We start from the raw sequence: 26,910 nt of genomic DNA, 5'->3' as shown, positions 1-26,910 counted from the left end.
TTGGCTTATTCCGCCGCGTCTTCGGGGGCGCCGGTGCCGTCGTCGTCTTCGTCGCCCTGATCGGCGATCCAGGCCACGGAAACGACCTCTTCGTTCTTGCCGGTGTTGAAGACCTTCACGCCGCCCGCACTGCGCGAACGGAAGGAAATCCCGTCGACAGGCACGCGGATCGACTGGCCGGTCGAGGTGGCCAGCATGATCTGATCGTCCATCTCGACAGGGAAGCTGGCCACGATGTCGCCGCCGCGCATGGATTTTTCCCAAGCGGTGACGCCCATGCCGCCGCGACCCCGAACCGGATAGTCATGGCTGGACGACAGTTTGCCAAGACCCTTGGCGGTGATCGTGAGGATCAGGTTTTCCGCCGCCGACATTTCGGCATAGCGCTCGGGCGACAGCGGGCTGTCGGCATTGCCATCCTCGTCGGTGCCCTGTTCGGCATCATCGGTGATCCCGGCCATGGCGCGGCGCATCTTCAGATACGAGGCACGCTCGTCGCTTTCGGCGTCGAAATGGCGGATGACCGACATCGACACGACCTCGTCATCGCCAAGCAGGCGCACACCGCGCACACCGGTCGACGCGCGCGAGTTGAAGACCCGCACATCCGGCACTGCAAAGCGGATCGCCCGGCCCGAATTGGTGACAAGCATCACGTCGTCGTCTTCCGAGCAGATGCGCGCGTTGATCAGGCGGGTGTTCTCGTCCTCACCCTCGAACTTCATCGCGATCTTGCCGTTGGATTTCACGTTTGTGAAATCGGACAGGCGGTTGCGCCGTACCGAACCCTTGGACGTGGCAAAGACGATCTGCAGGTCGTCCCAGTCTTCCTCGGCGCGGTCGACGGGCATGATGGCGGCAATCGACACCCCTGTCGGGATCGGCAGGATGTTGACGATGGCCTTGCCCTTGGATGTCCGTCCGCCCAGCGGCAGGCGCCAGGTCTTGAGCTTGTAGGCCATGCCGTCGGTGGTGAAGAACAGCAGCTGGGTATGCGTATTGGCGACAAAGAGGTTGGTGACCACGTCGTCGTCCTTCATGGCGCCGCCCGACAGCCCCTTGCCGCCGCGCTTCTGGGCGCGGAAATCGGCCAGCGCGGTACGCTTGATCCAGCCGGCGGCGGTGATGGTGACGACCATGTCCTCTTGTTCGATCAGGTCCTCGTCGTCCATGTCGCCGGACCAGTCGACGATCGCGGTGCGGCGCGGCACGGCGAAATCATCGCGGACCTGGCGCATTTCATCGCCGATGATCTGCATGATGCGGTCGCGGCTGCCCAGGATGTCGAGGTAATCCTTGATCTTGGCGGCCAGCTCTTCCAGCTCGTCGGTGACTTCCTTGACGCCCAACTGGGTCAGGCGCTGCAGGCGCAGTTCCAGAATGGCGCGGGCCTGGGTTTCCGACAGGTTGTAGGTGCCGTCCTCGTTGGCCTTGTGGGTGGGGTCGTCGATCAGCGCGATAAAGGGTAGGATTTCTCCTGCCGGCCAGCGGCGCGCCATCAGTTTTTCTCTTGCCTCGGAGGCATCGGCCGAGGCGCGGATGGTGGCCACGACCTCGTCCACGTTGGACACGGCGACCGCCAGGCCGCACAGGATATGTGACCGCTCGCGCGCCTTGCGCAATAGATATGCTGTCCGGCGCGCGATCACGTCCTCGCGGAAATCCACAAAGGCGGTGAGGAAGGCGCGCAGCGTCAGCTGTTCGGGTTTGCCGCCGTTCAGGGCCAGCATGTTGCAGCCAAAGGAGGTCTGCATCGGGGTAAAGCGGAACAACTGGTTCAGCACCACCTCGGCGGTGGCGTCACGCTTGAGCTCGACCACCACGCGCACGCCGTCCCGGTCGGATTCGTCCTGGACGTGGGCGATGCCTTCGATCTTCTTGTCGCGCGCCGCTTCGGCGATGCGTTCGATCATCGTCGCCTTGTTCACCTGATAGGGGATCTCGTCGATGATGATGGCGTAACGGTCCTTGCGGATCTCCTCGATCCGGGTCTTGGCGCGGATGATGACGCTGCCGCGCCCTTCCAGATAGGCCTTGCGCGCGCCCGACCGGCCCAGGATCACGCCGCCGGTGGGGAAATCGGGGGCAGGTATGTACTGGTTCAACTCTTCCGAGGTCAGATCCGGGTTTTCCATCAGCGCCAGCGTCGCGTCGATCACCTCGCCCAGGTTGTGGGGCGGGATGCGCGTGGCCATGCCCACGGCGATGCCTTCGGCGCCATTGACCAGCACGTTGGGATAGCGGGCGGGCAGAACCGTGGGTTCCATCCGTTCGTTGGCATAGTTGGGAACGAAATCGACGGTTTCCTTGTCGATGTCCTCAAGCAGCGCCTCGGCCGATTTCTGCAGCCGCGATTCCGTGTACCGGTAGGCAGCGGGCGGATCACCATCCATCGAGCCAAAGTTGCCCTGACCGTCGATCAGCGGCAGCGACATGGAAAAATCCTGCGCCATGCGGACCAGCGCGTCATAGACCGCGCTGTCGCCATGCGGGTGATAGCGGCCCATCACGTCGCCGACGGCCGTCGCGCATTTGCGATAGGGCTTGGCGCGGGTCTGGCCGTTTTCCCAAAGCGTATAAAGGATGCGCCGGTGCACAGGTTTCAACCCGTCACGAAGATCGGGAATCGCACGGCTGACGATCACGCTCATGGCGTAATCGAGATAGCTGTTCTTCATCTCGTTTTCGATCGAGATCGAAGGCCCGCTGTGCGGCGCGCGAATTACTTCTTCATTATCAGGGGTTTCGGGCGTATCGCTCACGAGTTTTGCCTGTCCGTTGCTATGCCATATCTTGTTGTCAGCGGTTATACCCTAGACAAGTTGTAGGGTGCAATGGCGGCGGTATGGGGGATTTTGGCACTCGGGTCCGGGTGCTGCTAACACACTGTTTTCATTGAAAAGTAATGAATGCGCGCACAGACTTCTTTTTACACAAGAAACCATGAGGTCACGCGATGCAGGAAAGCGAAACGGAACTGATGCTGAAGGGCTATGGGCTGACCACGGCAGAGTTCTTTTACCACATGCCCGACTATGCCCATGTGCTGAACACCTTCATCTGGCAGGACTACGATCTGGCCCCGGATCACCCCCGGTTGTTCAAGTTCATCGAGTTCTGGCAAGACGAGATCGAAGGCCCGCTGCATTCGGTCCGCTTCAACCACCGCAAGATGATTTCACCGGGCGAATGGCGCAACGTGGTGGGTGAATTCCACTATCACTGAACGGGGCGCGCGCAGGGAAAAGCGCGCGCCACCCTATGCCATGACATGCCCAGTAACACGCGCGCTGGGACGCGCGTGCCGGGGCTGTGTCTGGAATGGTGAGGGAGTTGGCTGTGGATCTTTTCGTGCCGAAAAGACCACCTTGCCAACGGTAACACGCGCGCTGGGACGCGCGTGTTACGGAATGATCCGGGTGTATTTGACGCCTTCGAGGGTCGCGCCGATCTGCAGGCCGGCCTGGCCAAAGATCACCGCGATGACCGGCGCCAGCGAGGTTGTCGTCTCGGCTGCCAGGGTCTCTCCGCGTTCGGGAATGGCGTATTCGATGTTGGCGCCCGCCGCATAGCCGGGCGAGCGGCGGAAGGTCTGCAGCGCGTCCTCGGTCATGAAGAACAGAACGTGCGAATACTGCTTGCCGCCGATCTGCAAACCGCCCGAGGCCTTGGCGACCGAGTAGTAATCCACCGTCGCACCGCCCACACGCAGCGCGCCGCGGCCAAACCCGCCGCCGATGCCGAAACCGGCCTCGGTCACCAGGGGCATGACCAGCATCCCGGTCGACTTGGCCGCCAGGTCGCGGGTGCCGGGATAATCGGCGTACATCTGGCTCAGCGTGGCGTCGACACGGGCGTCGATGGTGCTGGCGCCGCGTCCGCCTACTCCGTTGCCGCAGGCGGCCAGAAGGGAGGTGGCGCAAAGGCCAAGGGTCAGGGTGCGTCGTGTAACTGTCATCTGTCTGCTCGTTCTTTTCTGGACGTTCGGGAAAGGCCTCAAATCCGGCTTATGTGCCGGTTGCGTCATGTTATACGCAGGGCGTGTGGGTTTGTCACCACATCATGTGGCGCGTCGGCGATGCACCGCTAAGCGCAGCGCTCAGCCGTTCAGAATCCGGGCCGCGGCGGGGGCGAAATAGGTCAGAACGCCATCGCATCCGGCGCGTTTGAAAGCCATCAGGCTTTCGATCATCACCTTGTCGCCATCGACCCAGCCGCGCTGCCCGGCGCCCGCCAGCATCGCGTATTCGCCGGACACCTGGTAGGCAAAGGTTGGCGCGCCGAACATCTGTTTCGCGCGCTGGCAGATGTCCAGATAGGGCATGCCGGGTTTCACCATGACCATGTCGGCGCCTTCGCTCAGATCGCGGTGGATCAGGCGCATCGCCTCGTCGGAATTGCCGGGGTCCTGCTGATAGGTCTTCTTGTCGCCCTTCAGCGCGCCGCTGGCGCCAACGGCATCGCGGAACGGCCCGTAAAAGGCCGACGCATATTTCGCGGCATAGGACAGCAGCAGCACATTCTGGTGGCCAGCCCCTTCAAGCGCACTGCGCAGCGCGCCGATGCGGCCATCCATCATGTCGGACGGCCCGATGATGTCGGCCCCGGCCTGCGCCTGCGACAGCGCCTGTTTCACAAGCGCCTCGACGGTGCGGTCATTGACCACTTCGCCATTTTCGACAAAGCCGTCGTGGCCGTTGATGTTGTAGGGGTCCAGCGCCACGTCGGTCATCACCGCCATGTCGGGCACCGCCGCCTTGATCGCACGGGTGGCGCGGTTGGACAGGTTTTCGGGGTTCCAGGCCTCGGCGCAATCTTCGGTTTTCAGGGCCGGGTCGGTGTAGGGAAACAGGCAGATCGCCGGGATGCCAAGGGCATGCGCCTCGATCGCGGCCTGCACCACATTGTCGATCGACAGCCGGTTCACCCCGGGCATCGAGGCGATGGGTTCCACCACGCCTTCGCCATCGCGGACAAACACCGGCCAGATGAAATCGGCAGGGCTTAGCGTGGTTTCCTGCACCAGCGCGCGGATCGCCGGGGTGCGGCGCAACCGGCGCAAACGGGTGGCAGGGAAAGCGGCAATTGTCGGCTTCATGGGCTTGGTCCTTGTAAACGCCTTGTTTGGGTGGCATGGAATGGCCGGTCCTATCAAGTCCCCAGCGCCAATTTGCGCCGGGTTCGCGGCGGGACTGGCAAGGGCAGGAAGAAAGACAGACGCTTGGATTGGTACAGTACCGTATTTGAAGTGATCGACATGCGATCGTTCTCGAACCTGTGGTTCTGGATCGTTCTGGCGGTGGTCTGGTCCTCGGCAAGCCATTGGGTCCTGGGCGTGCCCTTCGACATGGTGGCCCGGGCGCGGCGCAACGGCGGGCAGGCGGAACAGGATCTTGAAGACCTGGTTCGCATCAACACCAACCGGCTTTTGTTCATCGTCGATGAGGCGGGGCTGTGGCTGACGGCGCTTGGATCGGCCTTCCTGACCGGGCTGGCGCTGACCGGCTTTGTCTATGACGTCGAGATGGCGCAGGCGCTTTTCCTGCTGGGCTTTCCGCTGACGCTGGTCGGGCTGCTCAGCATCGTGTCCTCGCGGCGCATCCAGAACGGCGAAGGCGAGGGCGAGGCGCTGTGGCGCCGGCTGCGCATTCACCGCACGCTGGTGCAGTTCATCGGCATGGCGTCGATCTTTTGCACGGCGCTTTGGGGTATGTACCAGAACCTTTCGGCGCATGTTCTGGGCGGATAGGCCCCGTGTGCCATTGACGTGGCAGGGCGGTCGGGCCATGTGACCGGCCATGGCACAGAACACGATCACCATCGGCGGCGCCCCCGAGGGCTTTGACGCAACCCTTTTGCTGAAAGAGATGGCCAAGGCGGCAGGCCCGGTCATCCATGTCGCCCGCGATGACAAGCGGCTGGCCTCGATGCGCGATGCGCTGGCGTTTTTTGCGCCCGATGTGCCTGTGCTGTCCTTTCCGGCCTGGGATTGCCTGCCCTATGACCGCGTTTCCCCCAACGCCGACATTTCCGCCGCGCGCATGGCGACGCTGGCGGGGTTGGTGCACGGGATGCCGGGGCAATACATCCTGCTGACCACGCTTGCCGCCGCCACCCAGCGCATCCCTGCGCGCGAGGTGCTGCAAGAGGCAGCCTTTACCGCGCGCGTCGGTGACCGCGTCGACGAAGAGGCGCTGCGCATGTTCCTGGTGCGCATGGGGTTCAGCCAGGCCCCCACGGTGACCGAACCGGGCGACTATGCCATTCGCGGCGGCATCGTCGATATTTTCCCGCCGGGGCATGGCGGGCCTGTGCGGCTGGATTTCTTTGGGGATGTGCTGGACGGCGCGCGCCGCTTTGACGCCGCGACCCAGCGCACCACCGAGGCGCTAGAAGTGGTCGAACTGGCCCCCGTGTCCGAGGTGATCCTGGACGAAGCGGCGATCACCCGGTTCCGGCAGAATTACCGCATCGAATTTGGCGCCGCCGGCACCGACGATCCGCTGTACGAGGCGGTCAGCGCCGGGCGCAAGCATCAGGGCATCGAACATTGGCTGCCGTTCTTCCATGCGCGGCTGGAAACCCTGTTCGACTATCTGCCCGGCGCGCCGGTGGTGATGGACGACCAGCTGACGGCCTCGCGGCTGGCGCGCTGGGACAGCATTGCCGACCAATACGAAACCCGGCGCCTTGCCATGGCGCAGAAAAAGACGATGGGCAGCTCGGTTTACAAGCCGATCCCGCCCGATCAGCTGTATCTTGACGATGCGGGCTGGCTGACGGCGCTGGGGGACCGCCGCGCGGTGCAGCTGCACCCGCTGCCGCAGGCCAGCGGGCCGGGTGTGGTGGACGCGGGCGGGCGCATCGGGCGCAGCTTTGCCCCCGAACGCCAGCAGGAAACCCTGAGCCTTTTCGGGGCTTTGGCCTCGCACGTTAAAGCAAGGATAAAAGACGGCCCGGTGCTGATCGCCTCCTACTCCGAAGGCGCGCGCGAACGCCTGACCGGGTTGATCGAGGACGAAGGCCTGGCCGAGGCGATCCCGATCCAGAACGGCACCCGGCTGGGCAAGCGGGGCTTGCACCTGGCGGTCTGGGCGCTTGAGGCGGGGTTCGAGGCACCCTGGATGGATGGCCGGATCACCGTCATTTCCGAACAGGACGTGCTGGGCGATCGCCTGATCCGCCAACCGCGCAAGAAACGCCGCGCCGAAAACTTCCTGACCGAACATCAAAGCCTGTCGCCCGGCGACCTGGTGGTTCATGTCGACCACGGCATCGGCCGCTACATGGGGCTCGAGGTGATCACCGCGGCCGGGGCTGCGCATGAATGCATCAGCCTGGAATATGCCGAAAGCGCCAAGCTGTACCTGCCGGTCGAGAACATCGAACTGCTGAGCAAATACGGCCACGAAGAGGGGCTGCTTGACCGCCTTGGCGGCGGCGCATGGCAAGCCAAGAAGGCCAAGCTCAAGGAACGTATCCGCGAGATGGCGGATCGCCTGATCCGCATCGCCGCCGAACGCGCCCTGCGCAAGGCCCCGGTGATGGACCCGCCCCCCGGTGCCTATGAAAGCTTTGCCGCGCGCTTTCCCTATCAGGAAACCGATGACCAGCTGTCGGCCATCAGCGACGTGATGACCGATATGCACTCTGGCCAGCCGATGGATCGCTTGATCTGCGGCGACGTCGGCTTTGGCAAGACCGAGGTCGCCATGCGCGCGGCCTTTGTCGCCGCCATGTCCGGCGTTCAGGTGGCGGTGATCGCGCCGACGACCCTGCTGGCGCGTCAGCACTACAAAAGCTTTGCCGAACGGTTCCGGGGCTTTCCCCTGCAAGTCGCGCCGCTGTCGCGGTTTGTCGGCACGAAACAGGCCAATCTGACGCGCGAGGGGATTTCGAAGGGGACCGTCGACATTGCCATCGGCACCCATGCGCTGCTGGCCAAGGGCATCCGCTTCAACAACCTTGGTCTGTTGATCATCGACGAGGAACAGCACTTTGGCGTGCAGCACAAGGAACGTCTGAAACAGCTGCGCAGCGACATCCACGTTCTGACCCTGACTGCCACGCCGATCCCGCGCACCTTGCAGCTGTCGCTGACCGGCGTGCGCGACCTGTCGATCATCGGCACGCCGCCCGTCGACCGCCTGGCGATCCGCACTTATATCAGCGAATTCGATCCCGTCACGATCCGCGAGGCGCTGCTGCGCGAACATTATCGCGGCGGGCAGTCGTTTTACGTGGTGCCACGCATCACCGACCTGCCGGAAATCGAGGCCTTTCTGAAAGAGCAGATGCCCGAGGTGACCTATGTTGTCGCCCATGGCCAGATGGCGGCGGGCGAACTGGACGACCGGATGAACGCCTTTTACGACGGCAAATACGACGTGCTTCTGGCGACGACGATCGTCGAATCCGGATTGGATATTCCCACGGCCAACACCATGGTCGTGCACCGCGCCGATATGTTCGGGCTAAGCCAGCTGTACCAGATCCGCGGCCGTGTCGGGCGATCGAAAACCCGCGCCTATGCCTATATGACCACGAAACCGCGCGCCAAGCTGACCACGACCGCCGAAAAGCGTCTGCGCGTTCTGGGCAGCCTGGACACGCTGGGGGCAGGGTTCAACCTTGCCAGCCAGGACCTGGACATTCGCGGGGCGGGCAACCTTTTGGGCGAAGAACAGTCCGGCCAGATGCGCGATGTGGGCTATGAACTGTACCAATCCATGCTGGAAGAGGCGATCTCCAAGATCCGGTCGGGCCAGATGGAAGGGTTGACCGAGGACGATGGCCAATGGGCGCCCCAGATCAACCTGGGCGTGCCGGTGCTGATCCCCGAGGACTATGTCCCCGATCTGGACGTGCGGTTGGGGCTGTATCGACGCCTGTCGTCACTGACGACCAAGGTGGAACTGGAAGGCTTTGCCGCCGAGTTGATCGACCGTTTTGGCAAGCTGCCGCGCGAAGTGAACACCCTGCTGCTGGTGGTGCGGATCAAGGCCATGTGCAAACGCGCCGGGATTGCCAAGCTGGACGGCGGCCCCAAGGGGGCGACTGTGCAGTTCCACAACGACAAATTCGCGCGCCCCGAAGGGCTGGTGCAGTTCATCAACGCGCAGAATGGTCATGCCAAGGTCAAGGACAACAAGATTGTCGTGCGCCGCGACTGGTCGACGGAAAAGGCCAAGATCCAGGGCGCCTTTGCCATCGCAAGGGACCTGGCCGAGGCGGCCGGGACGATCAAGAAACGTCAGGGGTAGGGCCTTTGGCAGGCCGCCGGGGGTTTTGCACCCCCGGACCCCCGCAGGATATTTGTGGCAATTGGAAGCAGCGGGGCGGGTTGACGGAAGTTCATGTCCGTCCGACGCTGGGCCATGCGCATTGCCAGCCTGAACATGCAGAACCTGCGACTGCTCACCGAAGGGGGGGCGCATCTGTATGGGGCGCGCGACCGCGACGATATCGAGGACCCGGCGCTGGACGCGGAGGACCGGCGGCTGAGCGCGGAACTGCTGGCGCGGACCGGGGCGGATGTGATCGCGCTGCAAGAAGTGTTCGACCAGCAAAGCCTTGATTTCTTTCACGACCATTGGCTGGCGCGGATTTGTGCGCCCTATCCGTATCGGGTTTGTCTGCCGGGCAATGACGGGCGGGGGCTGGATGTGGCGGTGATGGCCCGGCGGCCCTGGGATACGGTGATCAGCCATGCGGCGCTAATGCCTGGGGACCTGGGGCTGGCGGTGCCAGAAGGCGGCGATCCGGCGATGCCGGTCTTTCGACGCGATTGTCTGGAGCTGCGGTTCGGGGCGCTGACCCTGTTCGTGGTGCATTTCAAGGCGCCTTATCCCGATGCCGACAGGGCCTGGGCCGTGCGGCGGCTGGAGGCGCAGGCGGCGACGCGGCTGGTGCAGGGGGCGGGCGCGCTATGGTTGGTGGTTGGGGATCTGAACGAGCCGGAAGGGGCCGAGCGGGCCGTGGCGCCGCTGGAGGCCCTGGGCGAGAACCTGATGTTGAGAGTGCCGCAGGCGCAGCGCTGGACCTATTTCGAGACACATGACCAGCGCTATGACGCGCCAGATGGGATGATCGCCTCGCCCGGGTTGGCGGCGCGCTATCCGCAGGTGGTGCCGCAGGTGTTGAAATGCGGGATGGGGCGGGAAACTGGCCGCTATCATGGGGCGCGGCTGGTGGGGACCGGGGTGCACAGGCCGCACGCCAGCGATCATGCGGCCCTGGTGGTGGAGTTCCCGGAGTTGTGAATGAAAAGAGCCGCTTGCGCGGCTCTTTTGAGGTAGTGCGTGAGGTTTCGATCAGCCGCGACGGCGGCGGCTTCCGGCGCGGCCACCGCGCCCGCCACTGGCGCCAGCCTCGGCGGGGGCCTTGTTGAACTTGATCCACTCACCGCCGGATTCGTCGTTGTTGGTCAGGAAGTTGGCGGCACGGATCGCCTCCATTTCCTTGCCGGGGCGGGGTTTGGTGCTGCCCATGCCAAACAGGGTGACAAAGGTTTCGTCGTCGATGTCCTCGGGCAGGATGATGCCTGCCGCCTCGACCGCTGCGCGCTTTTCGGCGATGGCCTTGGGGCCGACGGGCAGGGCGACCGGGTTCATGATCGCCGATGTCATGCCCGCGCCCATGGCCATGGGCAGGAAGGCGTTGTTGATGCCGTGCCGGTTGGGCAGGCCGAACGAGATGTTCGATGCGCCGCAGGTGGTGTTCACGCCCAGTTCCTCGCGCAGGCGGCGCACAAGGGTAAAGACCTGAAGGCCGGCGGTGCCCATGGCGCCGATCGGCATGACCAGCGGATCGACCACGATGTCATGCGCCGGGATGCCGAAATCGGCGGCGCGCTGCACGATCTTCTTGGCGACGGCAAAGCGCACGTCGGGGTCTTCGGAAATGCCGGTGTCGTCGTTGGAAATCGCCACCACCGGCACGTTGTATTTCTTGACCAGCGGCAGGACCAGTTCCAGCCGTTCCTCTTCGCCGGTGACCGAGTTCAGCAGCGGGCGGCCCTTGGCGGCCTTTAGCCCGTTTTCCAGCGCGCCCGGTACCGACGAGTCGATGCACAAAGGCGCATCGGTGACGGCCTGCACGCATTCGATCAGCTGGGTCATCAGCGTCGGTTCGACAAAGTTGTTGTCGGCATAACGCGGGTCTTCGGCCATCTTGTTGGAAAACACCGCGCCCGAGTTGATGTCGAGCACCGTGGCCCCGGCGGCGACCTGCGCCAGCGCGTCGGCCTCGACCCGGGAAAAATCGCCGCGCTCCAGCTCTTCGTTCAGGATCTTGCGGCCGGTGGGGTTGATGCGTTCGCCGATCACGCAAAACGGCTGGTCAAAGCCGATGATTGCGGTTTTTGTCTGCGATTCGATGACGGTGCGGGTCATACTGTCTCTCCTGAAAGGCGCGCCAGGATGGCCGGTAGCGCCGTGTCGTTGAAATCTGCGATGGTTTGATGGGCGCCTGCGGCGCGCAATTCTGCGTCGCTGGCCGAGGACCGGATGCCCACGGTATAGGCGCCCGATCCGCGCGCCGCGCGCAGGCCCGATGGGCTGTCCTCGAAGGCGATGCAGTGGTCGGCGGCGACGTCCAGCGCGCGCATGGCGGCCAGGTAGGGGTCCGGGTCGGGTTTGCCGCGGGCGCATTCGTCGCCGATGATCAGCGTTTCAAAGGCATCGCGCAGCCCGATGGCGTTCAGCATGTATTCGGCGTTGATGCGCGGGGCATTGGTGACGATGGCGACGCCCCAGCCGCTTGCCTTGGCCTGGGCGATCACGCGGTCGGCGCCGGGCATGCAGGGCTGACCGCCGATCAGGCGTTCGCGAAAGCGGGTTTCCTTCAGGTCCGACAGGGCCTGCGCATCCTCGCCGGGGAAAAGCTGCGGAAAGCTTTCCAGGTTATGGGTGCCATGGATGTGCTTCATGTAAAAAGCCTCGTCCATGGATTTGCCGCGTTCTGCGAACATCTCGGCAAAGACGGCCAGGTGCAGCGGGTCGGACTGGATCAGCGTACCGTCCAGATCAAAAAGCAAAGCGTGTTTCATGGGGCGGCTTTTATCAGCCTGCCTTGGCGGCGGGAACCGCAGAAGCACCGCCATTTTCAATTGCCCAGGTGGCATTCGTCTTGATCCCGCCCAGCGGGAAGAAATGCACGCTTTGGATATTGAAATCGGGGTTGGCGGCCTTGTGCGCGGCCAGTTGGCCCAGAACCTCGGTCGGCTCGTAGGGCAGCAGCAGTTTGCTGACGTCCATGGCGCGCTTTTGCAGGACCTTGAGCGAGGGGCCGACACCGCAGGCAATGGCGAATTTGATCAGGGTTTGCAGTTTCGCCGGGCCCGCGATGCCGATGTGGATCGGCAGGGTGATGCCCTCGGCCGTCAGGCGGTTGGCCCAGTCGATGATGGGGCCCGCGTCAAAGGCGAACTGGGTGGCCAGCGCCATCTGCGCATCGCTGCGGTTGCTGAAATCCTGTTTCCAGCGCAGGGCGTCCATGACCAGCGCATCGCCGCCCTTTGGGTCGATGTCCTTGTTGCCTTCGGGATGGCCCGCGACGTGCAGGCGTTTGAACCCCGCCTTGTCGAACAGCCCGGTTTCCATCAGCTGCATCGAGCTGTGGAAATCGCCGTGCGGCTGGGCCACGCCGCCGGCCAGCAGCAGCGCCTGATCGACACCGGCCTCGCCCTGATAGCGGGCGATCCAGTCGCCCAGCGTGGCCTTGTCCTTGATGATGCGCGCGGGGAAATGCGGCATGACCTTGTAGCCTTCGCCCGCGATGCGTTTGGCGGTGGCGACCATGTCCTCGATCGGGGTGCCCTCGATATGGGCGATGTAGACGCGGGTGCCGCTGGGCAGCAATTCGCGGAAATCCTCGACCTTTTCGGCGGTGCGCGGCATGACCTCGATCGAATAGCTCTGAAGGAAGGCTTCGAGATCGCCATTGGCGGTGGCCGGGCTGCTGTCGTCGCGCTTGCGGAAGTTGAAAAGGGCCATGATCTTGTCCTTCATGTTCACGGGCCTCAGGCCCAGCCGTCGTTGTCGATCAGCGCCTTGATGCGCGCGGTGTCGTATTCGGTGTCGATGCGCGCCGCTTCGGCGTTGGCGGCCTCTTGCATGTCGCCCTCGACCTCGCCGCTGGGGACCTTGCGCCATTCGGCCAGGTAGGCGTCGGTGTCCGAGGCGCCGACTTTCATGGCGGCGCGGTCGATGGCCTTTTCAAAGCGTTCGGGCAGGATCGCCTTGGCGCCGCGACGGCCCTTGCCGACGATGACCTGGGCGGGGATGTCGCGCCAGTAAACGATTGTCAGTTCAGCCATGTGGTGTCGATTCCTGTTGTCTTGTCCTGGTTCTAGCGACAGGCCCGGGCTTTGCAGGGTCGAATTTCGACTTGTGCCGCGCCATGAGCGACAGGCTAGGGACCAAGGCGCGATTGTCCAGCCTTGGCGGCCCCCCGAGGGCAAAAGATTCGCCGCGCGCGCAGCTTTGGGAAAATCCTTCCCAAGCGGGCGGTCAACGTGCTTGCGCGATGTTGGAACGGGGCGTATCGTGACCCCAAGTTGATATCGGAAAAGGCGCAACATCATGGCGCCAAAGCGTCCCAAGGGTGCGGGCGCTTTCCCGAAACCGGTCGAGAGCACCGCGCCTGACAGGCCTGACCCCAATGCGCTTTATGCGGCCTTGGATTTGGGTACAAATAGCTGCCGCATGCTGATCGCCCAGCCAAAGGGCAGTCAGTTCCATGTGGTCGACAGCTTTTCGAAGTCCGTCCAACTGGGGCACGGGCTGGAAAAGACTGGCCGGCTCAGCCGTTCGTCGATGGCACGAACGGTATCGGCCCTGCGCGTCTGCCAGCAAAAGATCGAACGCCACAAGGTGCAGAACATGCGTCTGGTGGCAACCGAGGCCTGCCGGCGCGCGCGCAATGCCCGTGATTTCATCCGCCAGGTCAAGCGCGAGACCGGCCTGACGCTGGACATCATCCAACCCGAGGAAGAGGCGCGCCTGGCGGTGATTTCCTGCGCGCCTCTGGTCAGCACCAAGACCGAACAGCTGTTGGTGGTGGACATTGGCGGCGGCTCGACCGAGCTGGTCTGGATCGATCTGTCCAAGGTCGAGCCGCGCGACCGACCGCGCGCGATCATGCGCCTGCACGCCGGGTTCCACGCGCCTGCCAGCCCCTTTCCGACGGCGCGTGTGGTCGACTGGATTTCGGTTCCGCTGGGGGTGGCGACGCTGCGCGACCAGTTCAGCGATGTCGACGACGACGCCGCGCGCTACGCGTTGATGAGCTGGTATTTCGAGGAAAACCTGGCCGAGTTCGCGCCCTACAAGGACGAACAGCAGCGCGAGGGGTTCCAGATCGTCGGCACCAGCGGCACGGTGACGACGGTCGCGGCCTCGCACCTTGGGTTGCGGCGCTATGACCGGACCAAGGTGGACGGTCTGCGGATGAGCAGCGACCAGATCGAAGAGGTCATTCAGCGCTATCTTCAGATGGGGCCGACGGGGCGGCGGCGCGATCCGCGCATCGGACCGGACCGGCATGCGCTGATCATGAGCGGCTCGGCCATCTTGCAGGCGTTGTTGCGGCTGTGGCCGACCGATCGTCTGTCGGTGGCCGATCGCGGCCTGCGCGAAGGGTTGCTGTATGCGCAGATGTCGGCGGATGGCGTTCTTGAGGATGGGCCGCTATAGAGCGGACGGTGAAAAATTTTTAGATTAAAAATTTTCACCGGTGGGGGCTCTGCCCCCGTCGCAAGAGCGACTCCCCCGGGATATTTGGGGCACAAAGAAACACGAAGGCTGAGTGATCATGGCGAAGGGACCGAAAAACGATTCAGGGCGCGGGCAACGCGATCTGAAGGTCAAGGTAAAGTCTGCGCGCGGGCGCAAGCTGTCCTCGACACTGTGGCTTCAGCGGCAGTTGAACGATCCTTATGTCAAGCGCGCCAAGGCGGATGGCTATCGCGGGCGCGCGGCCTACAAGATCCTTGAGATCGACGACAAGTACCGGTTCCTGGTGCCGGGGGCGCGGGTGGTCGATCTGGGCGCGGCGCCCGGGGGGTGGTGTCAGGTCGCGGTCAAGCGGGTCAATGCGCTTGGCGAAAAGCAGGGCAAGGCCGTGGGCACCGTTCTGGGCGTGGACCTTCAGGAAATGGACCCGATTGCCGGCGCCGAGTTGCATCAGCTGGATTTCATGGAAGACGGCGCCGACGACAAGGTCAAGGCCTGGCTGGGCGGCAAGGCTGACGTGGTGATGTCGGACATGGCGGCCTCGGCCTCGGGGCACAAGCAGACCGATCACCTGCGGATCATCGCCCTGTGCGAGGCGGCGGCGCAGCTGGCTTTTGACGTGCTGGAGGACGGCGGCACCTTTGTGGCCAAGGTTCTGGCGGGCGGGGCCGAAGGATCGCTTCAGCACATCCTCAAGCAGCGGTTCCAGAAGGTGGCGAATTTCAAGCCGCCGGCCAGTCGGTCGGATTCCTCGGAAAAGTTCGTCGTGGCGACGGGGTTCCGGGGCGCCCTGTCAGAAGAATAGGGTCTTGCGGCGCGCGGTCAGGCTGGGGCGATCCAGCGAGCGCGCGGCGCGGTCCTGAAAATCGCGGGCAAAGCCCGGGGACACCGTGCGGTAGAAGTTGGCGGTGTTTGGTTCCGGGTCTTCGGGTTGGGGCACCTGCCTGTGCAGTCTGAACAGCAGGCTACGTCGGCCTTGCAGGTCGGGCGGCGGCAGGGGCGGATCGGTTCGGGTCATGGTGGCAGCACTCCCATTGGCAGATGTTCGTGATAGCGGCTGATTGCGGCAAGATTGGAGCCAGCGCGTGCCAGGGCTGCGGCAAAGCCGGTTCCTGGGGGATTGACCCCGGCGGCAAAGCCCGGTCCGATGTCGAAAACCCGCCGGGGTGCGGTCAATTCGGGAGAAAACGGCATGGCGGTGATTCTGTGTTACGGCGACAGCAACACCCATGGCACAAGGCCCATGGCACTGGCTGGTGTGTCCGAACGCTTTGACGTCGGGCGCCGCTGGCCCGATGTCATGGCGGCCGAGCTGGGCGACAGCCACCAGGTGATTGCCGAAGGGCTGCCGGGGCGCACGACGGTGCACGACGACATGGTCGAAGGCGGCGCCCGCAACGGGCTGAGCGTGTTGCCCGCCATTTTGCACAGCCACAAGCCGCTGGACCTTATGGTGCTGATGCTGGGGACCAACGACCTCAAGAACCGGTTTTCCGTCACCGCCTATGAAATCGCCCGCTCGGTCGAGCGGTTGGTGCTGGCGACCCGGGCCGAACAGCTGGTCGATCGCATCGTGATCGTCGCCCCCGCGCCGGTGCGTGAATGCGGAACGCTGGTGGATGTCTTTGCCGGGGCCGAGGCCCGCCAGCAGGGGCTGGAGGCGCATTTACAGGACGTGGCGGGCCGCCTTGGCTGCGGTTTCGTTGCAGCGGGGGACACGGTGGCCGTGTCCGGGCGCGACGGCGTGCATTGGGAAGAAGAGGCGCACCTGCGCTTTGGCGCGGTCATGGCCAAGGCGCTGCGGACCGACCTGGCATGAGGGCGCTTTGGGGTCTTGTGTTGCTGGCGGGCTGCGCCGCCAAGGCGCCGTTGCCCGAAGTGCCGGTGCCGCTGCGCAATCCGACGGTGCAGGTCGCATCGCAGGCGGATGCGACGCTGGACCGGCTTCAGGGCGACTGGATCGTCCTGCAGGGCGCCGGGATGCCAGCGGGCAGCCGGCTGCGCATCGACGGGCAGGGGGTGCAGGTCAACGGCACACGCCTGAGCTTTGTTCCCGAAGGATACGGGCGGTTTCGGCTGGGGGAACAGGCCGTCTGGGTGCATTGGCTGGATGCGGACAACCGCACGGCGGCTTTGGGCGATCCGGCGGGCGGCCGGGTCTGGATCATGGATCGCGGCGGCAAACCGGCAGAGCGGCTGGCCGCGGCGCGGGAAATTCTGGAATGGTACGGCTATGACCTGAGCCGGATGGAGGCGAAATGAACAAGATTGCGGCAATCGTCGGCGGCGGTGTCATCGGGGGCGGCTGGGCCGCGCGCTTTGCGCTGATGGGATGGGACGTGCGGGTCTTTGACCCCGATCCCGAGGCTCAGCGCAAGATCGGCGAGGTCGTCGCCGGGGCGGAGCGTGCCCTGCCGATGCTTTATGATGCGCCCATGCCCGCGCGCGGCACGATCAGCTTTCACACCGATTTGGCCGAGGCAGTGGCCGGGGCGGCCTATATCCAGGAAAGCGTGCCAGAGCGGCTGGAGCTGAAACACAAGGTGCTGGCTGCGATCCAGGCCGCCTGTTCCCCCGAGTCGGTCATCGGGTCATCGACCAGCGGTTTCAAACCGTCGGAATTGCAGCAGGGCGCGGCGCGGCCCGGCCAGATCGTTGTCGCGCATCCTTTCAACCCGGTTTACCTTCTGCCGCTGGTCGAACTGGTGCCGGGCGACGACGCGGACGAGCCGATCTTTGAACAGGCCTGTGACATCCTGCGCGCCATCGGCATGTACCCCCTGCACGTTCAGGCCGAAATCGACGCCCATATCGCCGACCGTTTCCTTGAGGCCGTCTGGCGCGAGGCGCTGTGGCTGGTCAACGACGGCATCGCCACGACCGAGCAGATCGACAATGCCATCCGCTATGGCTTTGGTCTGCGGTGGGCGCAGATGGGGCTGTTCGAAACCTACCGCGTGGCGGGCGGCGAGGCGGGGATGCGGCATTTCATGGAGCAGTTCGGTCCTTGCCTGAAATGGCCGTGGACCAAGCTGATGGATGTGCCCGAGTTCACCGACGAGCTGGTCGATCTGATCGCCGGTCAATCGGATGCGCAATCGGGGCATATGTCGATCCGGCAGCTTGAGCGGCTGCGCGACAACAACCTGGTCGCCATGCTGCGCGCGCTGAAGGGGCAAGAGGCGGCGGCGGGCAAGCTGATCCTGGATCACGAGGCGACGATGCAGCAGCCGCTGGTTGACGAGGTGCCGTTGATCACCGTGCGGCGCAAGGTGCCGGTGGATTGGGTCGATGTAAACGGCCACATGAACGAAGGACGCTATGGCCAGGTGTTCAGCGATGCCTCGGAGGCGGTGATGACCCATGTCGGCGCGGACCGGGCCTATATCGCGGCTGGGCACAGCTATTTCACCGCCGAGACCAGCATTAAGTACCTGGCGGAAACCCTTGTGGGAGAAGACATTCTTGTTGAAACGCGGGTGACGCTGGGGGATGGTAAAAAGCTGCGGCTGTGGCACGAGATGAAGCGGGCGGCGGATGGCGAAATGCTGGCCAGTTGCGACCAGTTCCTGCTGCATGTCTCGCTGGCGACGCGGCGATCCTGCCCGCCGCTGGCGGATGTGCGCGATGCGGTCGAGCGTCTGGCGCGGTTGCACGCGGGCGCAAGCGAGGGGCCAGCCCCTCGCGCTCCCCGGGATATTTGAGGCAATTGGAAACATGGAAGACCGCAAGTTTCTGAGCGATCTGTTCGACACCGCCGTTGCGGCCGCCGATCCGATGAAGGCCTTGGCCGGGGTATTGCCCGACAGGCCCAGTGGGCGCACCGTGGTGATTGCCCTTGGAAAGGGGGCGGCGCAACTGGCGGCGGCCTTCGAGGTGCTTTGGGATGCCCCTGTCGAGGGGGTGGTGGTCACGCGCTATGGCTATGGGGCACCTTGCCGGTATCTGCCGGTGCTGGAGGCGGCGCATCCGGTGCCGGATGCGGCGGGCATGGCGGCGAGCGAGGCGGTGTTCCGGGCGGTCGAAGGGCTGAGCGAGGACGATCTGGTTGTGGCCCTGGTCTGCGGCGGCGGATCGGCCCTGTTGCCGGCGCCGCCGGATGGGTTGGGCCTGGAGGATGAGCAGGCGTTGAACCGGGCGCTGCTGGCCTCGGGGGCGCCGATCGGCGTGATGAACGCCATTCGCAAGCATGTCAGCCGGATCAAGGGCGGGCGGCTGGCGGCAGCGGCGGCGCCGGCGCGGGTTGTCAGCCTTGTGGTGTCGGACGTGCCGGGGGACGATCCGGCGCAGGTTGCCTCGGGACCGACGGTGCCGGATGCGGTGTCGGCGCAGGATGCGCTGGCCATGATTGCGGCCCGCAATATCGTTTTGCCAGAACGGGTTATGGCGCATATTTCAGGCAAAATCTCAGCCGCGCCAAGGCCCGATGACGCGGTGTTTGCGCGCAACAGCGTGCGGGTCGTCGCCTCGGCCCGGTTGTCGCTGGAGGCGGCGGCGGCGCGCGCCGAGGCCTTGGGTGTTCCGGCGGTCATCCTGTCAGACGCCATCGAGGGCGAGGCCCGGGACATCGGGTTGATGCACGCCGCCATTGCCCGGGAAATCGCCCTGCGCGGGCGGCCCTTTGCGGCGCCGGTGGTCCTGCTGTCGGGCGGCGAAACCACGGTCACACTCAGGGAAAACCCGGGCCGTGGGGGGCGCAACACTGCCTTTTTGCTGAGCCTTGCGCAGGGCATCGAAGGGTTGCCCGGGATCACCGCCCTGGCCGCCGATACCGACGGGATCGACGGATCGGAAGACAACGCCGGGGCCTTTGCCGATGGTGGGTCATTGCCGCGCCTGCGCGCCCTTGGCCAGGACCCGTCGGCCTATGTCAAGGCGCAGGACCCCTATGGCGCCTTTGCCGCATTGGAGGATGTTTTCGCGCCTGGGCCGACCGGGACGAATGTCAATGATTTCAGGGCGATATTGATCAAACCTCAGGTATAGTCATACCCCAGGGCGGTTTCCTGCGCGGGGTCGATGCGGCCAAGTAGATAAGCCAGGTCGGCCTGGTCCAGTTGGCTGGGCGTTTCAGGGCGCTGGTCGATCGCGGGCAGGAATTTTGACCCCAGCCGTTTGAGCACCGGGCGAAATGCGCTGTCCGGCGCCGGAACGCCGAGACCCTCATGCAGCGCCTCAAGAAAGACCTGGGGCGCGGCTTGAACCGCTTCGAGCCGGCAAAACACCACCGTGCAGCCGCGTTCGAAAAAGGAGAGAAGGCCCTGCAGCTTGGCCTGGCGCAGGGCAAAGAGATCGGCAAAGGGGCGGCCGGTCAGCGGGTGGCGGTCGTGTTGCAGCGGCTGGCCCTGACCACCAAGCGCCGCGACCTGCGGGAAATAACGCGGCCTGTCCGCGAGGGTGCGCCATTCGGCGCGGATGAACTGGGAAAAGCCAAGCGCCTGCATGTCCGGCGGGCAATGCCAGGGCTTGGCATGCATCGAGCGCGCCCAGTCGCGGGCATCGCGCACCACGCAAATCACCGCCACGTCGGGGGGAATTGCGGTCATGTGGGGAAAACCGTGTTTCCAGCCCAGATCCTCGATCGGGCGCAGGGCGCTGTTGCGTCCGATCAGGCGCTTGACGAAATTGGTCCCCGAGGAGCGTTCGCCAAACACCTGGTAGCGGGTCGGAACCTGCGGGCCGGGCATGAATTGCCAGCCGGTCCGGGGAAAATCCTGCGCGATCATCGGGGCCTCGTTCGTGTTGCGCGCAAGGATAACGCGCGGCGGCGCAGATTGCGATTCTCAAAACGCTGCGGGTGGGGTAGGCTGCGGCAAAAGAACAACGCGAGGCAGAGCAGATGCAATCGGTGGCCGCCGCCCTGACAATGGTGCGCGACGATGCCTTTTTCCTGAAGGCATGGCTGCGCCACTACGGTGACGCGCTGGGACGCGAGAATTGTTATATCGTCAATCATGGCCGGGGGGACGAGGTTGCCCAACTGGCGCAGGGCTGCAACATCATCGGCATCCCGGGCGATCCGCACAAGAACTTCGACATGAAGCGGTGGCGGATGCTGAACAACTTTGTCCAGGGGCTGCGCTGCTATTACAACCATGTGATCGTCGGCGATGTCGATGAACTGGTGGTGGTGGACCCCGGCGCCGGCATCGGGCTGCTGGACTATCTGCGCGCGGCAAAGCTGCGGCGCAACCTGACGCCCCTGGGCCTTGAGGTCATCCACCGGATCGACATCGAGGATCAGCCGATCACCGATACCATCCTTGGGCCCCGCCGGCACGTGCGCCTTGCGCCGCATTATTCCAAGCCTTGCGTCATCAGCACCGGCCACAAGATCGCGCGCGGCGGCCATTTCACCCAAAGCGACAAGCTGTTCGCGCCGGATGACCTGTACCTGTTCCACCTCAAGTTCTGCGATTTCGCGGCCTATGCCCGCGCCATGGATCAGCGCAACAGCGTGACCGCGGCGCTGGACGGCGGGGTCAAGGATATCGCCATCGGGCGCCATTGGTTCGCCGAGGCGCGCGGCGAGGATCGCGCGGTTTTCGAAGGCTTTGCCGCGCTGCCGGTGCAGGCGGGCTTTGACATGGGGCCGATCCGTCAGCGCATGGTGCAAAGCTGGCAGGCGCGCGGAGATACCGGGTTTTGGCAGTTCGATCGGCCGGATTATCCGGGGCAGTACGTGTTGCCGGACCGGTTTGTCGGGGTGATCTGACGCTTAGCGACCCTGCGAGGACACGAAAGCCACGCTGCCCAGGTCGATGCTGGGGATGGCGCCGGACATGGTGGCCGAGGCGGTTTGCACAAAGCTGCGCGAATTGCCGTCCATCATGTCGAAACCGGCGTCCCAGACGCTGGTAGGGGTGTAGACCAGCACCAGCGCGCCCAAAGCGCCAACAAGCAGGCCGCCTGAATTGCGCTTTTTGCCACCGGTCTTGGTGAAATAGCGCACGAGGTGCAGCAGCAGCATGACGCCCGAGGCCGCCAGCAGCGCCGCCAGTGCCATAAGCACATAGCCGTGGTAATCGGTGTGCAGGTTGCCCTGGTGCAGCGACTGTTCGATCACCGTGCGGTTGTTGGCGACCGAGATGACAAGATAAGCCCAGCCAAACCCCAGCAGGGCCGAGCCGATGGGCCGCTGCGCTGTCGCATCCTTCATCGCGCCGCGTTCACCGTTGCGGTAGAACGTCGGGTCGACGGATTTGATCCGTCGGCGAAAATCCTGATGGGTTTGTTTGCGAAGCGTGCGTGCCATGGCCAGAGGGTTAAATTCCAATTGGGGCATGTCTTTGGTGAAATGAGGCAATGATTGCCTTAATCTGGCTTGGATCGTTAAAAATGGGTTGAAATCTGGCGTGACCTAAGGTGAAGGACAGCCAGAGCATCCCCAAAATGCGCGGAATGGCAGAACGAGCGCCGTATTTCGCGCTATGGGCGAGGCCGCGCGTTACGAATCAGTTAACCCTTGTGCGCGAAACAAGGCAGCCTGCCCCAGAGTAGGCGCTGGAAACCGGTCGCTCAGCCGTTGCCATTGCCCGCAAAGCGCGCCGCATCGGCCGCCGCACGGCGGATCGCGTTCGATTTGTGAACGGTCTCCTGGTACTCGGCCTCGGGGTCGCTGTCATAGACCACGCCGCCGCCGGCCTGGATGTACAGCTTGCGATCCTTGACCAGCGCGGTGCGCAGGGCGATGCACATGTCCATATCGCCGCCGGCGCTGAAATAGCCGACACCGCCGCCATAGACGCCGCGCTTTTCCGGCTCCAGCTCGTCGATGATCTCCATCGCGCGGACTTTGGGCGCGCCGGATACGGTGCCCGCAGGCATCCCGGCGAAAAAGGCGGAGAGGGCGTCCTGATCCTCGGCCAGTTCGCCGACGACGTTGGATACAATGTGCATCACGTGGCTGTAGCGTTCGATGATGAACTGTTCGGTCGGACGCACGGTGCCGATTTTCGACACCTTGCCGGTGTCGTTGCGGCCGAGGTCCAGCAGCATCAGGTGTTCGGCCAGCTCTTTCTTGTCGGCCAGCAGATCCGCCTCGAGCGCGCGGTCCTCTTCGGGGGTCGCGCCGCGCGGGCGGGTGCCTGCGATCGGGCGAATCGTCACCTGGCGATCAAAGACCCGGACAAGGATTTCCGGGCTGGCGCCGATGACCTGAAAGCCGCCAAAGTTGAAATAGAACATGAAGGGCGACGGGTTGGTGCGCCGCAAGGAGCGGTACAAGGCAAAGGGCGGCAGCGGGAAATCCTGCGTCCAGCGCTGCGACGGCACCACCTGAAAGATGTCCCCGGCGCGGATGTATTCCTTGGCCGCCTCGACCGCCTGTTTATAGCCGTCGTGGGTGAAATTCGACACCGGTTGCCCCAGATCGGCGCTGTCGCCCAGATCGCGCGTCGCCTCGGGCAGGGCGCGTTCCAGATCGCGCACCGCATCCATGACACGCTCGGCCGCCTGGGCATAGGCGGCGCGGGCCGACAGCCCGTCCTGCACCCAGGCAGGGGACACCACGGTGACCTCGCCCTTGACGCCGTCAAGGACCGCGATGACCGAGGGGCGCTGCAACATGGCGTCGGGCAGACCAAGCGGATCGGGGTTCACGTTGGGCAGGTGTTCGACCAGCCGGATCATGTCATAGCCCAGATAGCCGAACAGGCCGGCGGCGGCCTGCGGCAGGTCCTCGGGCAGGTCAATGCGCGATTCCGCGATCAGGTCGCGCAGGGCGGTCAGCGGATCGGCGGACTGATCCTGAAAGGCATCGGGGTCAAAGCGCGCCTGGCGGTTGATCCGCGACGTGGTGCCGTGACACTGCCAGACCACATCCGGTTTCATCCCGATGATGGAATAGCGCCCGCGCACTTCGCCGCCGGTCACCGATTCCAGCATGAAGGCATCCTTGGCCGCGCCCGTCAGTTTCAGCATCAAGGACACCGGAGTGTCCAGATCGGCGGCAAGGCGGGTATAGACCAACTGGTTCTGCCCGGCGTCGTAGCCTTTGGCAAAATCGTCATACATCGGGGTCAAACTGGACATCTGGGAAACGGACCTTACTGGAAATTCGCGTGAACGGCGTTGATCACCTGCTGGTCGATCACCACGCCGGCGCGTTGCTGGATATCGCTGGACAGCGCCTGGAACAGGTCCTGCGCGATGTCGGCTGCGGCCTGATCGCCAAAGATCTGCCTTAGCGTCTGCACCTCGTCGCTGCTGCGGTCGGGGGCAATGACCTGGTCCAGCCGCAGCACAAAGGCGCTGCCTGCGCCGGGCAGCGAGGCAATGGCGCCCGGCTCGAGCGTAAAGGCCTGGGCGACCAGCCCGGCCGGCAGGTCCGAAGGCTGGGCATTGCGGCTGAGGCCGGTTTCCGCGCGGGCGGTCAGGCCCAGGTCCTCAAAGCTGGCGCCGCCGCGCATCTGCTCGGCCAGGGACTGGGCCTGTTCCAGCAGCGCATCGGTGCGGGCCTGCTGTTCCCAGCCTTGCTCGACCGCATCCCGCACGTCCTCAAAGGGCTGGGGGGCCGGATCGCGGATTTCCTCAAGGCGCATGGCAAAGATGCCGCCGTCGCCCAGCTGGCCGATCTGCGGGTAATCGTCGGCGGTCAACGCCTGCGCGGCCTCGCGGAAGGCTTCGTAGCTGGCGATGCCCTCGGCGGTCTCGGCGCTCCAGCCGATCTGGCCCAGTTGCAGGTCGCTGTCCTGCGCCAGTTCCTCGAGCGTGGCACCGGCGGCCAGTTCATCGTCCAGGCTTTGCGCCATGCCGTCGATCACGCGGCGGGCACGGTCCAGCGCCAGCGCGTCGCGCAGCACCGGCTGGGCCTCTTCAAAGGTGGTTTCCTGCGCGGGCAGGACGGCGTTCAGACGGAACAGCGCCGGGCCAAGGCCGGTCGGCGCGGGGCCGGCGATATCGCCCACCTCGGCGGCAAAGACCGCATCGGCGGCACCGTCCAGATCGGCGCGGGTGACATCGCCCATGTCGGTATCTGACAGCGTCAGGCCGCGTTCCTCGACAAGCGCCTCGAACGTCGTCTCGCCGGCGGCCAGCCGGTCGGCGGCCGCCTGGGCCTGGGCCTGGTCGCCAAAGACCAGCCGTTCGACCAGCCGCCGTTCGGGCATGTTGAATTCCGCCTCGCGTTCGGCATAGGCGTCGCGCAGGCTTTGCTCATCGACCTCGACGGTGTCGACGATCATGTCCGGGGTCAGCCAAGCATAGGTGATCTGCTTGGTTTCCGGCAGGGTAAAGCGGTCGATGTTCGCCTCGTACCAGGTGGTCAGCTCGGCGTCGGTGGGGACGGGCAGGCCGGTGGTCAGGGCCTCGGCGCCCAACTCCGCCCAAGTGAAGGCGCGGCGTTCGGCGGCATAGTCGATCAGCGTGTCGATATAGGTGTCCGGCAGCCGGGTGCCTGCCAGCACGGCGCCTTGCAGCAAGGTGGCGGCGCTTTCGCCGCGCAGCTGTTCTTCGAATTCGCGTTCGGTCAGGCCGATGTTGTCCAGCGCGGCGGCATAGGCGACGCGGTCCAGTTTGCCATCGGGGCCGTGAAAGGCCTGGATGTTGTTCAGTTCCTCGGCCAGCTGCTGGTCACCGACGGAAATTCCCAGGGTTGCGGCTTCGTTTTCCAGCGCGGCGCTGACGACCATCTGGCTGAGTACGCGCTGCGGCAGGCCCATGGCCTGCGCCTGCACAAAGCTGACCGGCTGGCCGACCTGGGCCTCGATCGCGCGGATTTCGTTCTGCAGGGCGCGGGCATAGCCATCGACAGGCATGTCCGCCCCGCCGACCGAGCCGATCTTGCGCACGTTCCCCGAGAAATTCGTGACCCCAAAGCCGCCAAGCCCGAGCACGAGCATGGCAATCAGGATCAAGCCAAGAGATTTGGGCATGCCGCCGCGTTTCGATGCCATTTGGTTCTCCCCCGGGGTTTAAAGGCTGGCCTTGTCTACGCTGCACCTTTCGGGGCTGCAAGGGGCCAGTCCAGCGCCGCAAGTCGCGCGGTGAAATCGGCGATGCCGGCGGCGTCGGTATTGGCAAAGGCGACGCGGAAATGCCGGTCGCCGCTGGGATCGCCCTTGGGAAAGAACATCGAGCCGGGCAGCAGCAGCACGCCCGCTTCGCGCACCAGTTTGGGCGCGATCTGGGCGGCGGTGTCCGCGAACGGGTGTTCGATATAGGCGAAATAGGCGCCCAGCCCCAACAGTTTCCAGCCCTTGGCCTGAAGGGCCGGGAAGTGTTCGGCGATGGCGCGGCGGCGGGCGAGGATTTCATCGCGCTGCTCGGCCACCCATTGATCGAGATTGCGCAGCCCCCATTCGGCGGCCATCTGGCCCATCTGCGGCGCGCAGATGGCGACGGTGTCCTGGAATTTCTCCATCTCGTGCAGCAGGGCCGGATCGGCGATGATGGCCCCGGCGCGGTGGCCGGTCAAACGGTAGGACTTGGAAAAGCTGTAAAGCTGGATCAGCGTTTGATCCCAGTCTGTTACGGCCAAAAGATCATGCGGTGCGCCGGACTGGCTGTGGAAATCGCGGTAGGTTTCGTCAAGGATCAGCCGCAGCCCGTATTTGCGCGCCAGATCGAAAAAGGCGCGCAGGGTCTGCGGCGGATATTCCACGCCGCCCGGGTTGTTGGGCGACACCAGCGCGATGGCGCGGGTGCGGTCGGTGATCAGCGTTTCGGCGGCGGCAGCATCGGGGATCAGGTCAGGGCCGGTGTGCAGCGGCACCGCCGTCACGCCGGACATGTCCAGCCACATCTTGTGATTGAAGTACCACGGAACCGGCAGGATCACCTCGTCGCCTTCGGTGGTCAGGGCAGCGATGGTCGCGGCAAAGGCCTGGTTGCAGCCTGCGGTGATGGCGATCTGGCCCGGCTGGACGGTGCCGCCATAGTGGCGCGCCCAGTTTTCGGCCAGCGCCGCGCGCAGGCTGTCGTTGCCCAGAACCGGGCCATAGAGATGGGTTTGCGGCGTCTCGATCGCGCGGGCCATGGCGGCGCGCATCTGCGGCGGGGGCGGGTCGACCGGGGCGGCCTGGCTGAGGTTGATCAGCGGGCGGCCGGGGGGGAAGGTGACGCCGTCAAGCCAGCGCCGGGCTTCGGGGATGGGCGGGGGGAAGGTGGCCTTGGTCCGGGTTGTCATGCTGTGGTCCCCTTGATCTGATCGAGGCCCTGGCGGGCCGCATTCCGT

General features: G+C 64.7%; 24 protein-coding genes. 11 read left to right on the top strand and 13 right to left on the bottom strand.

The window, feature by feature from the left end:
• Positions 1-5 precede the first annotated feature (5 nt).
• Complete coding sequence (gene gyrA / locus QF118_RS13555) at positions 6-2,762, bottom strand: DNA gyrase subunit A (RefSeq protein ID WP_282299582.1); 2,757 nt, start codon at positions 2,760-2,762, stop codon at positions 6-8.
• Positions 2,763-2,956: 194 nt separating this feature from the next.
• Here gyrA and QF118_RS13550 point away from each other — a divergent pair, with 194 nt between their 5' ends.
• Complete coding sequence (locus QF118_RS13550) at positions 2,957-3,226, top strand: usg protein (protein ID WP_282299581.1); 270 nt, start codon at positions 2,957-2,959, stop codon at positions 3,224-3,226.
• Positions 3,227-3,403: 177 nt separating this feature from the next.
• On the opposite strand, the gene QF118_RS13545 is transcribed toward QF118_RS13550, so the two are convergent.
• Together QF118_RS13545 and hemB are read right to left on the bottom strand one after the other, a co-directional pair.
• Positions 3,404-3,958: a lipid-binding SYLF domain-containing protein gene (locus QF118_RS13545; RefSeq protein WP_282299580.1), complete on the bottom strand. Its 555-nt coding sequence runs from the start codon at positions 3,956-3,958 to the stop codon at positions 3,404-3,406.
• A gap of 141 nt (positions 3,959-4,099) precedes the next feature.
• Complete coding sequence (gene hemB / locus QF118_RS13540) at positions 4,100-5,098, bottom strand: porphobilinogen synthase (RefSeq protein ID WP_282299579.1); 999 nt, start codon at positions 5,096-5,098, stop codon at positions 4,100-4,102.
• A 123-nt stretch (positions 5,099-5,221) separates the two neighbouring features.
• Between hemB and QF118_RS13535 the strand changes: the two genes are divergently transcribed.
• The 3 genes from QF118_RS13535 (at position 5,222) to QF118_RS13525 (ending at position 10,262) form a co-directional block, all read left to right on the top strand.
• Positions 5,222-5,749, top strand: a complete 528-nt coding sequence (locus QF118_RS13535; RefSeq protein WP_282299578.1) for a component of SufBCD complex — start codon at positions 5,222-5,224, stop codon at positions 5,747-5,749.
• Between the two features lie 49 nt (positions 5,750-5,798).
• Complete coding sequence (gene mfd, locus QF118_RS13530; protein ID WP_282299577.1) at positions 5,799-9,263, top strand: transcription-repair coupling factor; 3,465 nt, start codon at positions 5,799-5,801, stop codon at positions 9,261-9,263.
• A 93-nt stretch (positions 9,264-9,356) separates the two neighbouring features.
• The gene (locus QF118_RS13525; RefSeq protein ID WP_282299576.1) at positions 9,357-10,262 is read left to right on the top strand and encodes an endonuclease/exonuclease/phosphatase family protein; all 906 of its coding nucleotides are present in this window, start codon (positions 9,357-9,359) and stop codon (positions 10,260-10,262) included.
• A 51-nt stretch (positions 10,263-10,313) separates the two neighbouring features.
• Here the strand turns inward: QF118_RS13525 and QF118_RS13520 are convergent, their stop codons facing one another.
• The 4 genes from QF118_RS13520 to QF118_RS13505 are packed head-to-tail and all read right to left on the bottom strand — an operon-like array spanning position 10,314 to position 13,318.
• On the bottom strand, positions 10,314-11,393 hold the full coding sequence (locus QF118_RS13520; protein ID WP_282299575.1) for a methyltetrahydrofolate cobalamin methyltransferase: 1,080 nt from the start codon (positions 11,391-11,393) through the stop codon (positions 10,314-10,316).
• Entirely contained in the window at positions 11,390-12,049 is a 660-nt protein-coding gene (locus QF118_RS13515; RefSeq protein WP_282299574.1) for an HAD family hydrolase, read from the bottom strand. Before QF118_RS13515 ends, QF118_RS13520 begins: the two co-directional genes overlap by 4 nt.
• 13 nt (positions 12,050-12,062) lie before the next feature.
• Positions 12,063-12,995, bottom strand: a complete 933-nt coding sequence (locus QF118_RS13510) for a methylenetetrahydrofolate reductase (protein WP_282299573.1) — start codon at positions 12,993-12,995, stop codon at positions 12,063-12,065.
• A gap of 26 nt (positions 12,996-13,021) precedes the next feature.
• Positions 13,022-13,318: a virulence factor gene (locus tag QF118_RS13505; RefSeq protein WP_282299572.1), complete on the bottom strand. Its 297-nt coding sequence runs from the start codon at positions 13,316-13,318 to the stop codon at positions 13,022-13,024.
• Positions 13,319-13,583: 265 nt separating this feature from the next.
• Here QF118_RS13505 and QF118_RS13500 point away from each other — a divergent pair, with 265 nt between their 5' ends.
• Both QF118_RS13500 and QF118_RS13495 read left to right on the top strand, forming a co-directional pair.
• Entirely contained in the window at positions 13,584-14,696 is a 1,113-nt protein-coding gene (locus tag QF118_RS13500; protein ID WP_282299571.1) for a Ppx/GppA phosphatase family protein, read from the top strand.
• Positions 14,697-14,814: 118 nt separating this feature from the next.
• Positions 14,815-15,540 carry an RlmE family RNA methyltransferase gene (locus QF118_RS13495; RefSeq protein ID WP_282299570.1) on the top strand — a complete coding sequence of 242 codons (726 nt, stop codon included), beginning with the start codon at positions 14,815-14,817 and terminating at the stop codon, positions 15,538-15,540.
• Here the strand turns inward: QF118_RS13495 and QF118_RS13490 are convergent.
• Positions 15,529-15,753, bottom strand: coding sequence for a hypothetical protein (locus QF118_RS13490; RefSeq protein ID WP_282299569.1), 225 nt, complete (start codon positions 15,751-15,753; stop codon positions 15,529-15,531). The genes QF118_RS13495 and QF118_RS13490 overlap by 12 nt on opposite strands.
• Positions 15,754-15,927: 174 nt before the next feature.
• Here QF118_RS13490 and QF118_RS13485 point away from each other — a divergent pair, with 174 nt between their 5' ends.
• Genes QF118_RS13485 through QF118_RS13470 form a run of 4 tightly spaced genes read left to right on the top strand, consistent with a single transcriptional unit; the run spans position 15,928 to position 19,721 of the window.
• Entirely contained in the window at positions 15,928-16,554 is a 627-nt protein-coding gene (locus QF118_RS13485) for an SGNH/GDSL hydrolase family protein (protein WP_282299568.1), read from the top strand.
• The gene (locus QF118_RS13480) at positions 16,551-16,997 is read left to right on the top strand and encodes a lipocalin/fatty acid-binding family protein (protein WP_282299567.1); all 447 of its coding nucleotides are present in this window, start codon (positions 16,551-16,553) and stop codon (positions 16,995-16,997) included. Before QF118_RS13485 ends, QF118_RS13480 begins: the two co-directional genes overlap by 4 nt.
• The gene (locus QF118_RS13475) at positions 16,994-18,439 is read left to right on the top strand and encodes a carnitine 3-dehydrogenase (RefSeq protein WP_282299566.1); all 1,446 of its coding nucleotides are present in this window, start codon (positions 16,994-16,996) and stop codon (positions 18,437-18,439) included. Before QF118_RS13480 ends, QF118_RS13475 begins: the two co-directional genes overlap by 4 nt.
• Positions 18,440-18,452: 13 nt before the next feature.
• A complete protein-coding gene (locus QF118_RS13470; RefSeq protein WP_282299565.1) occupies positions 18,453-19,721 on the top strand; it encodes a glycerate kinase type-2 family protein in 1,269 nt (422 codons plus the stop codon).
• On the opposite strand, the gene QF118_RS13465 is transcribed toward QF118_RS13470, so the two are convergent.
• Positions 19,712-20,461 (bottom strand): hypothetical protein, encoded by a 750-nt coding sequence (locus QF118_RS13465; RefSeq protein WP_282299564.1) that lies wholly within the window; start codon positions 20,459-20,461, stop codon positions 19,712-19,714. The two genes, QF118_RS13470 and QF118_RS13465, sit on opposite strands and share 10 nt — an antisense overlap.
• Before the next feature lie 113 nt (positions 20,462-20,574).
• Between QF118_RS13465 and QF118_RS13460 the strand changes: the two genes are divergently transcribed.
• Positions 20,575-21,450 (top strand): glycosyltransferase family protein, encoded by an 876-nt coding sequence (locus QF118_RS13460; protein WP_282299563.1) that lies wholly within the window; start codon positions 20,575-20,577, stop codon positions 21,448-21,450.
• Between the two features lie 3 nt (positions 21,451-21,453).
• Here the strand turns inward: QF118_RS13460 and QF118_RS13455 are convergent, their stop codons facing one another.
• The 4 genes from QF118_RS13455 to QF118_RS13440 form a co-directional block, all read right to left on the bottom strand.
• Entirely contained in the window at positions 21,454-21,990 is a 537-nt protein-coding gene (locus tag QF118_RS13455) for a hypothetical protein (protein ID WP_282299562.1), read from the bottom strand.
• Positions 21,991-22,253: 263 nt separating this feature from the next.
• Positions 22,254-23,768, bottom strand: coding sequence for an anthranilate synthase component I (gene trpE, locus QF118_RS13450; protein WP_282299561.1), 1,515 nt, complete (start codon positions 23,766-23,768; stop codon positions 22,254-22,256).
• A 14-nt stretch (positions 23,769-23,782) separates the two neighbouring features.
• The gene (locus tag QF118_RS13445) at positions 23,783-25,609 is read right to left on the bottom strand and encodes a peptidyl-prolyl cis-trans isomerase (protein WP_282299560.1); all 1,827 of its coding nucleotides are present in this window, start codon (positions 25,607-25,609) and stop codon (positions 23,783-23,785) included.
• Positions 25,610-25,665: 56 nt separating this feature from the next.
• Positions 25,666-26,862 (bottom strand): aminotransferase, encoded by a 1,197-nt coding sequence (locus tag QF118_RS13440; protein WP_282299559.1) that lies wholly within the window; start codon positions 26,860-26,862, stop codon positions 25,666-25,668.
• Positions 26,863-26,910 lie beyond the last annotated feature (48 nt).

This window comes from Tropicibacter oceani (assembly GCF_029958925.1).
GTDB classification, from domain to species: domain Bacteria; phylum Pseudomonadota; class Alphaproteobacteria; order Rhodobacterales; family Rhodobacteraceae; genus Pacificoceanicola; species Pacificoceanicola oceani.
Note: the sequence above shows the minus strand (reverse complement) of the source record. Positions and strands in the feature narration are given on the sequence as shown.

Coding starts and splice junctions, on each gene's coding strand:
- QF118_RS13550 (WP_282299581.1), top strand. CDS start 2,957: ATGCAGGAAAGCGAAACGGAACTGATGCTGAAGGGCTATGGGCTGACC.
- QF118_RS13545 (WP_282299580.1), bottom strand. CDS start 3,958: ATGACAGTTACACGACGCACCCTGACCCTTGGCCTTTGCGCCACCTCC.
- hemB (WP_282299579.1), bottom strand. CDS start 5,098: ATGAAGCCGACAATTGCCGCTTTCCCTGCCACCCGTTTGCGCCGGTTG.
- mfd (WP_282299577.1), top strand. CDS start 5,799: ATGGCACAGAACACGATCACCATCGGCGGCGCCCCCGAGGGCTTTGAC.
- QF118_RS13525 (WP_282299576.1), top strand. CDS start 9,357: ATGTCCGTCCGACGCTGGGCCATGCGCATTGCCAGCCTGAACATGCAG.
- QF118_RS13520 (WP_282299575.1), bottom strand. CDS start 11,393: ATGACCCGCACCGTCATCGAATCGCAGACAAAAACCGCAATCATCGGC.
- QF118_RS13515 (WP_282299574.1), bottom strand. CDS start 12,049: ATGAAACACGCTTTGCTTTTTGATCTGGACGGTACGCTGATCCAGTCC.
- QF118_RS13510 (WP_282299573.1), bottom strand. CDS start 12,995: ATGGCCCTTTTCAACTTCCGCAAGCGCGACGACAGCAGCCCGGCCACC.
- QF118_RS13505 (WP_282299572.1), bottom strand. CDS start 13,318: ATGGCTGAACTGACAATCGTTTACTGGCGCGACATCCCCGCCCAGGTC.
- QF118_RS13500 (WP_282299571.1), top strand. CDS start 13,584: ATGGCGCCAAAGCGTCCCAAGGGTGCGGGCGCTTTCCCGAAACCGGTC.
- QF118_RS13495 (WP_282299570.1), top strand. CDS start 14,815: ATGGCGAAGGGACCGAAAAACGATTCAGGGCGCGGGCAACGCGATCTG.
- QF118_RS13490 (WP_282299569.1), bottom strand. CDS start 15,753: ATGACCCGAACCGATCCGCCCCTGCCGCCGCCCGACCTGCAAGGCCGA.
- QF118_RS13485 (WP_282299568.1), top strand. CDS start 15,928: ATGGCGGTGATTCTGTGTTACGGCGACAGCAACACCCATGGCACAAGG.
- QF118_RS13480 (WP_282299567.1), top strand. CDS start 16,551: ATGAGGGCGCTTTGGGGTCTTGTGTTGCTGGCGGGCTGCGCCGCCAAG.
- QF118_RS13475 (WP_282299566.1), top strand. CDS start 16,994: ATGAACAAGATTGCGGCAATCGTCGGCGGCGGTGTCATCGGGGGCGGC.
- QF118_RS13470 (WP_282299565.1), top strand. CDS start 18,453: ATGGAAGACCGCAAGTTTCTGAGCGATCTGTTCGACACCGCCGTTGCG.
- QF118_RS13465 (WP_282299564.1), bottom strand. CDS start 20,461: ATGATCGCGCAGGATTTTCCCCGGACCGGCTGGCAATTCATGCCCGGC.
- QF118_RS13460 (WP_282299563.1), top strand. CDS start 20,575: ATGCAATCGGTGGCCGCCGCCCTGACAATGGTGCGCGACGATGCCTTT.
- QF118_RS13455 (WP_282299562.1), bottom strand. CDS start 21,990: ATGGCACGCACGCTTCGCAAACAAACCCATCAGGATTTTCGCCGACGG.
- trpE (WP_282299561.1), bottom strand. CDS start 23,768: ATGTCCAGTTTGACCCCGATGTATGACGATTTTGCCAAAGGCTACGAC.
- QF118_RS13445 (WP_282299560.1), bottom strand. CDS start 25,609: ATGCCCAAATCTCTTGGCTTGATCCTGATTGCCATGCTCGTGCTCGGG.
- QF118_RS13440 (WP_282299559.1), bottom strand. CDS start 26,862: ATGACAACCCGGACCAAGGCCACCTTCCCCCCGCCCATCCCCGAAGCC.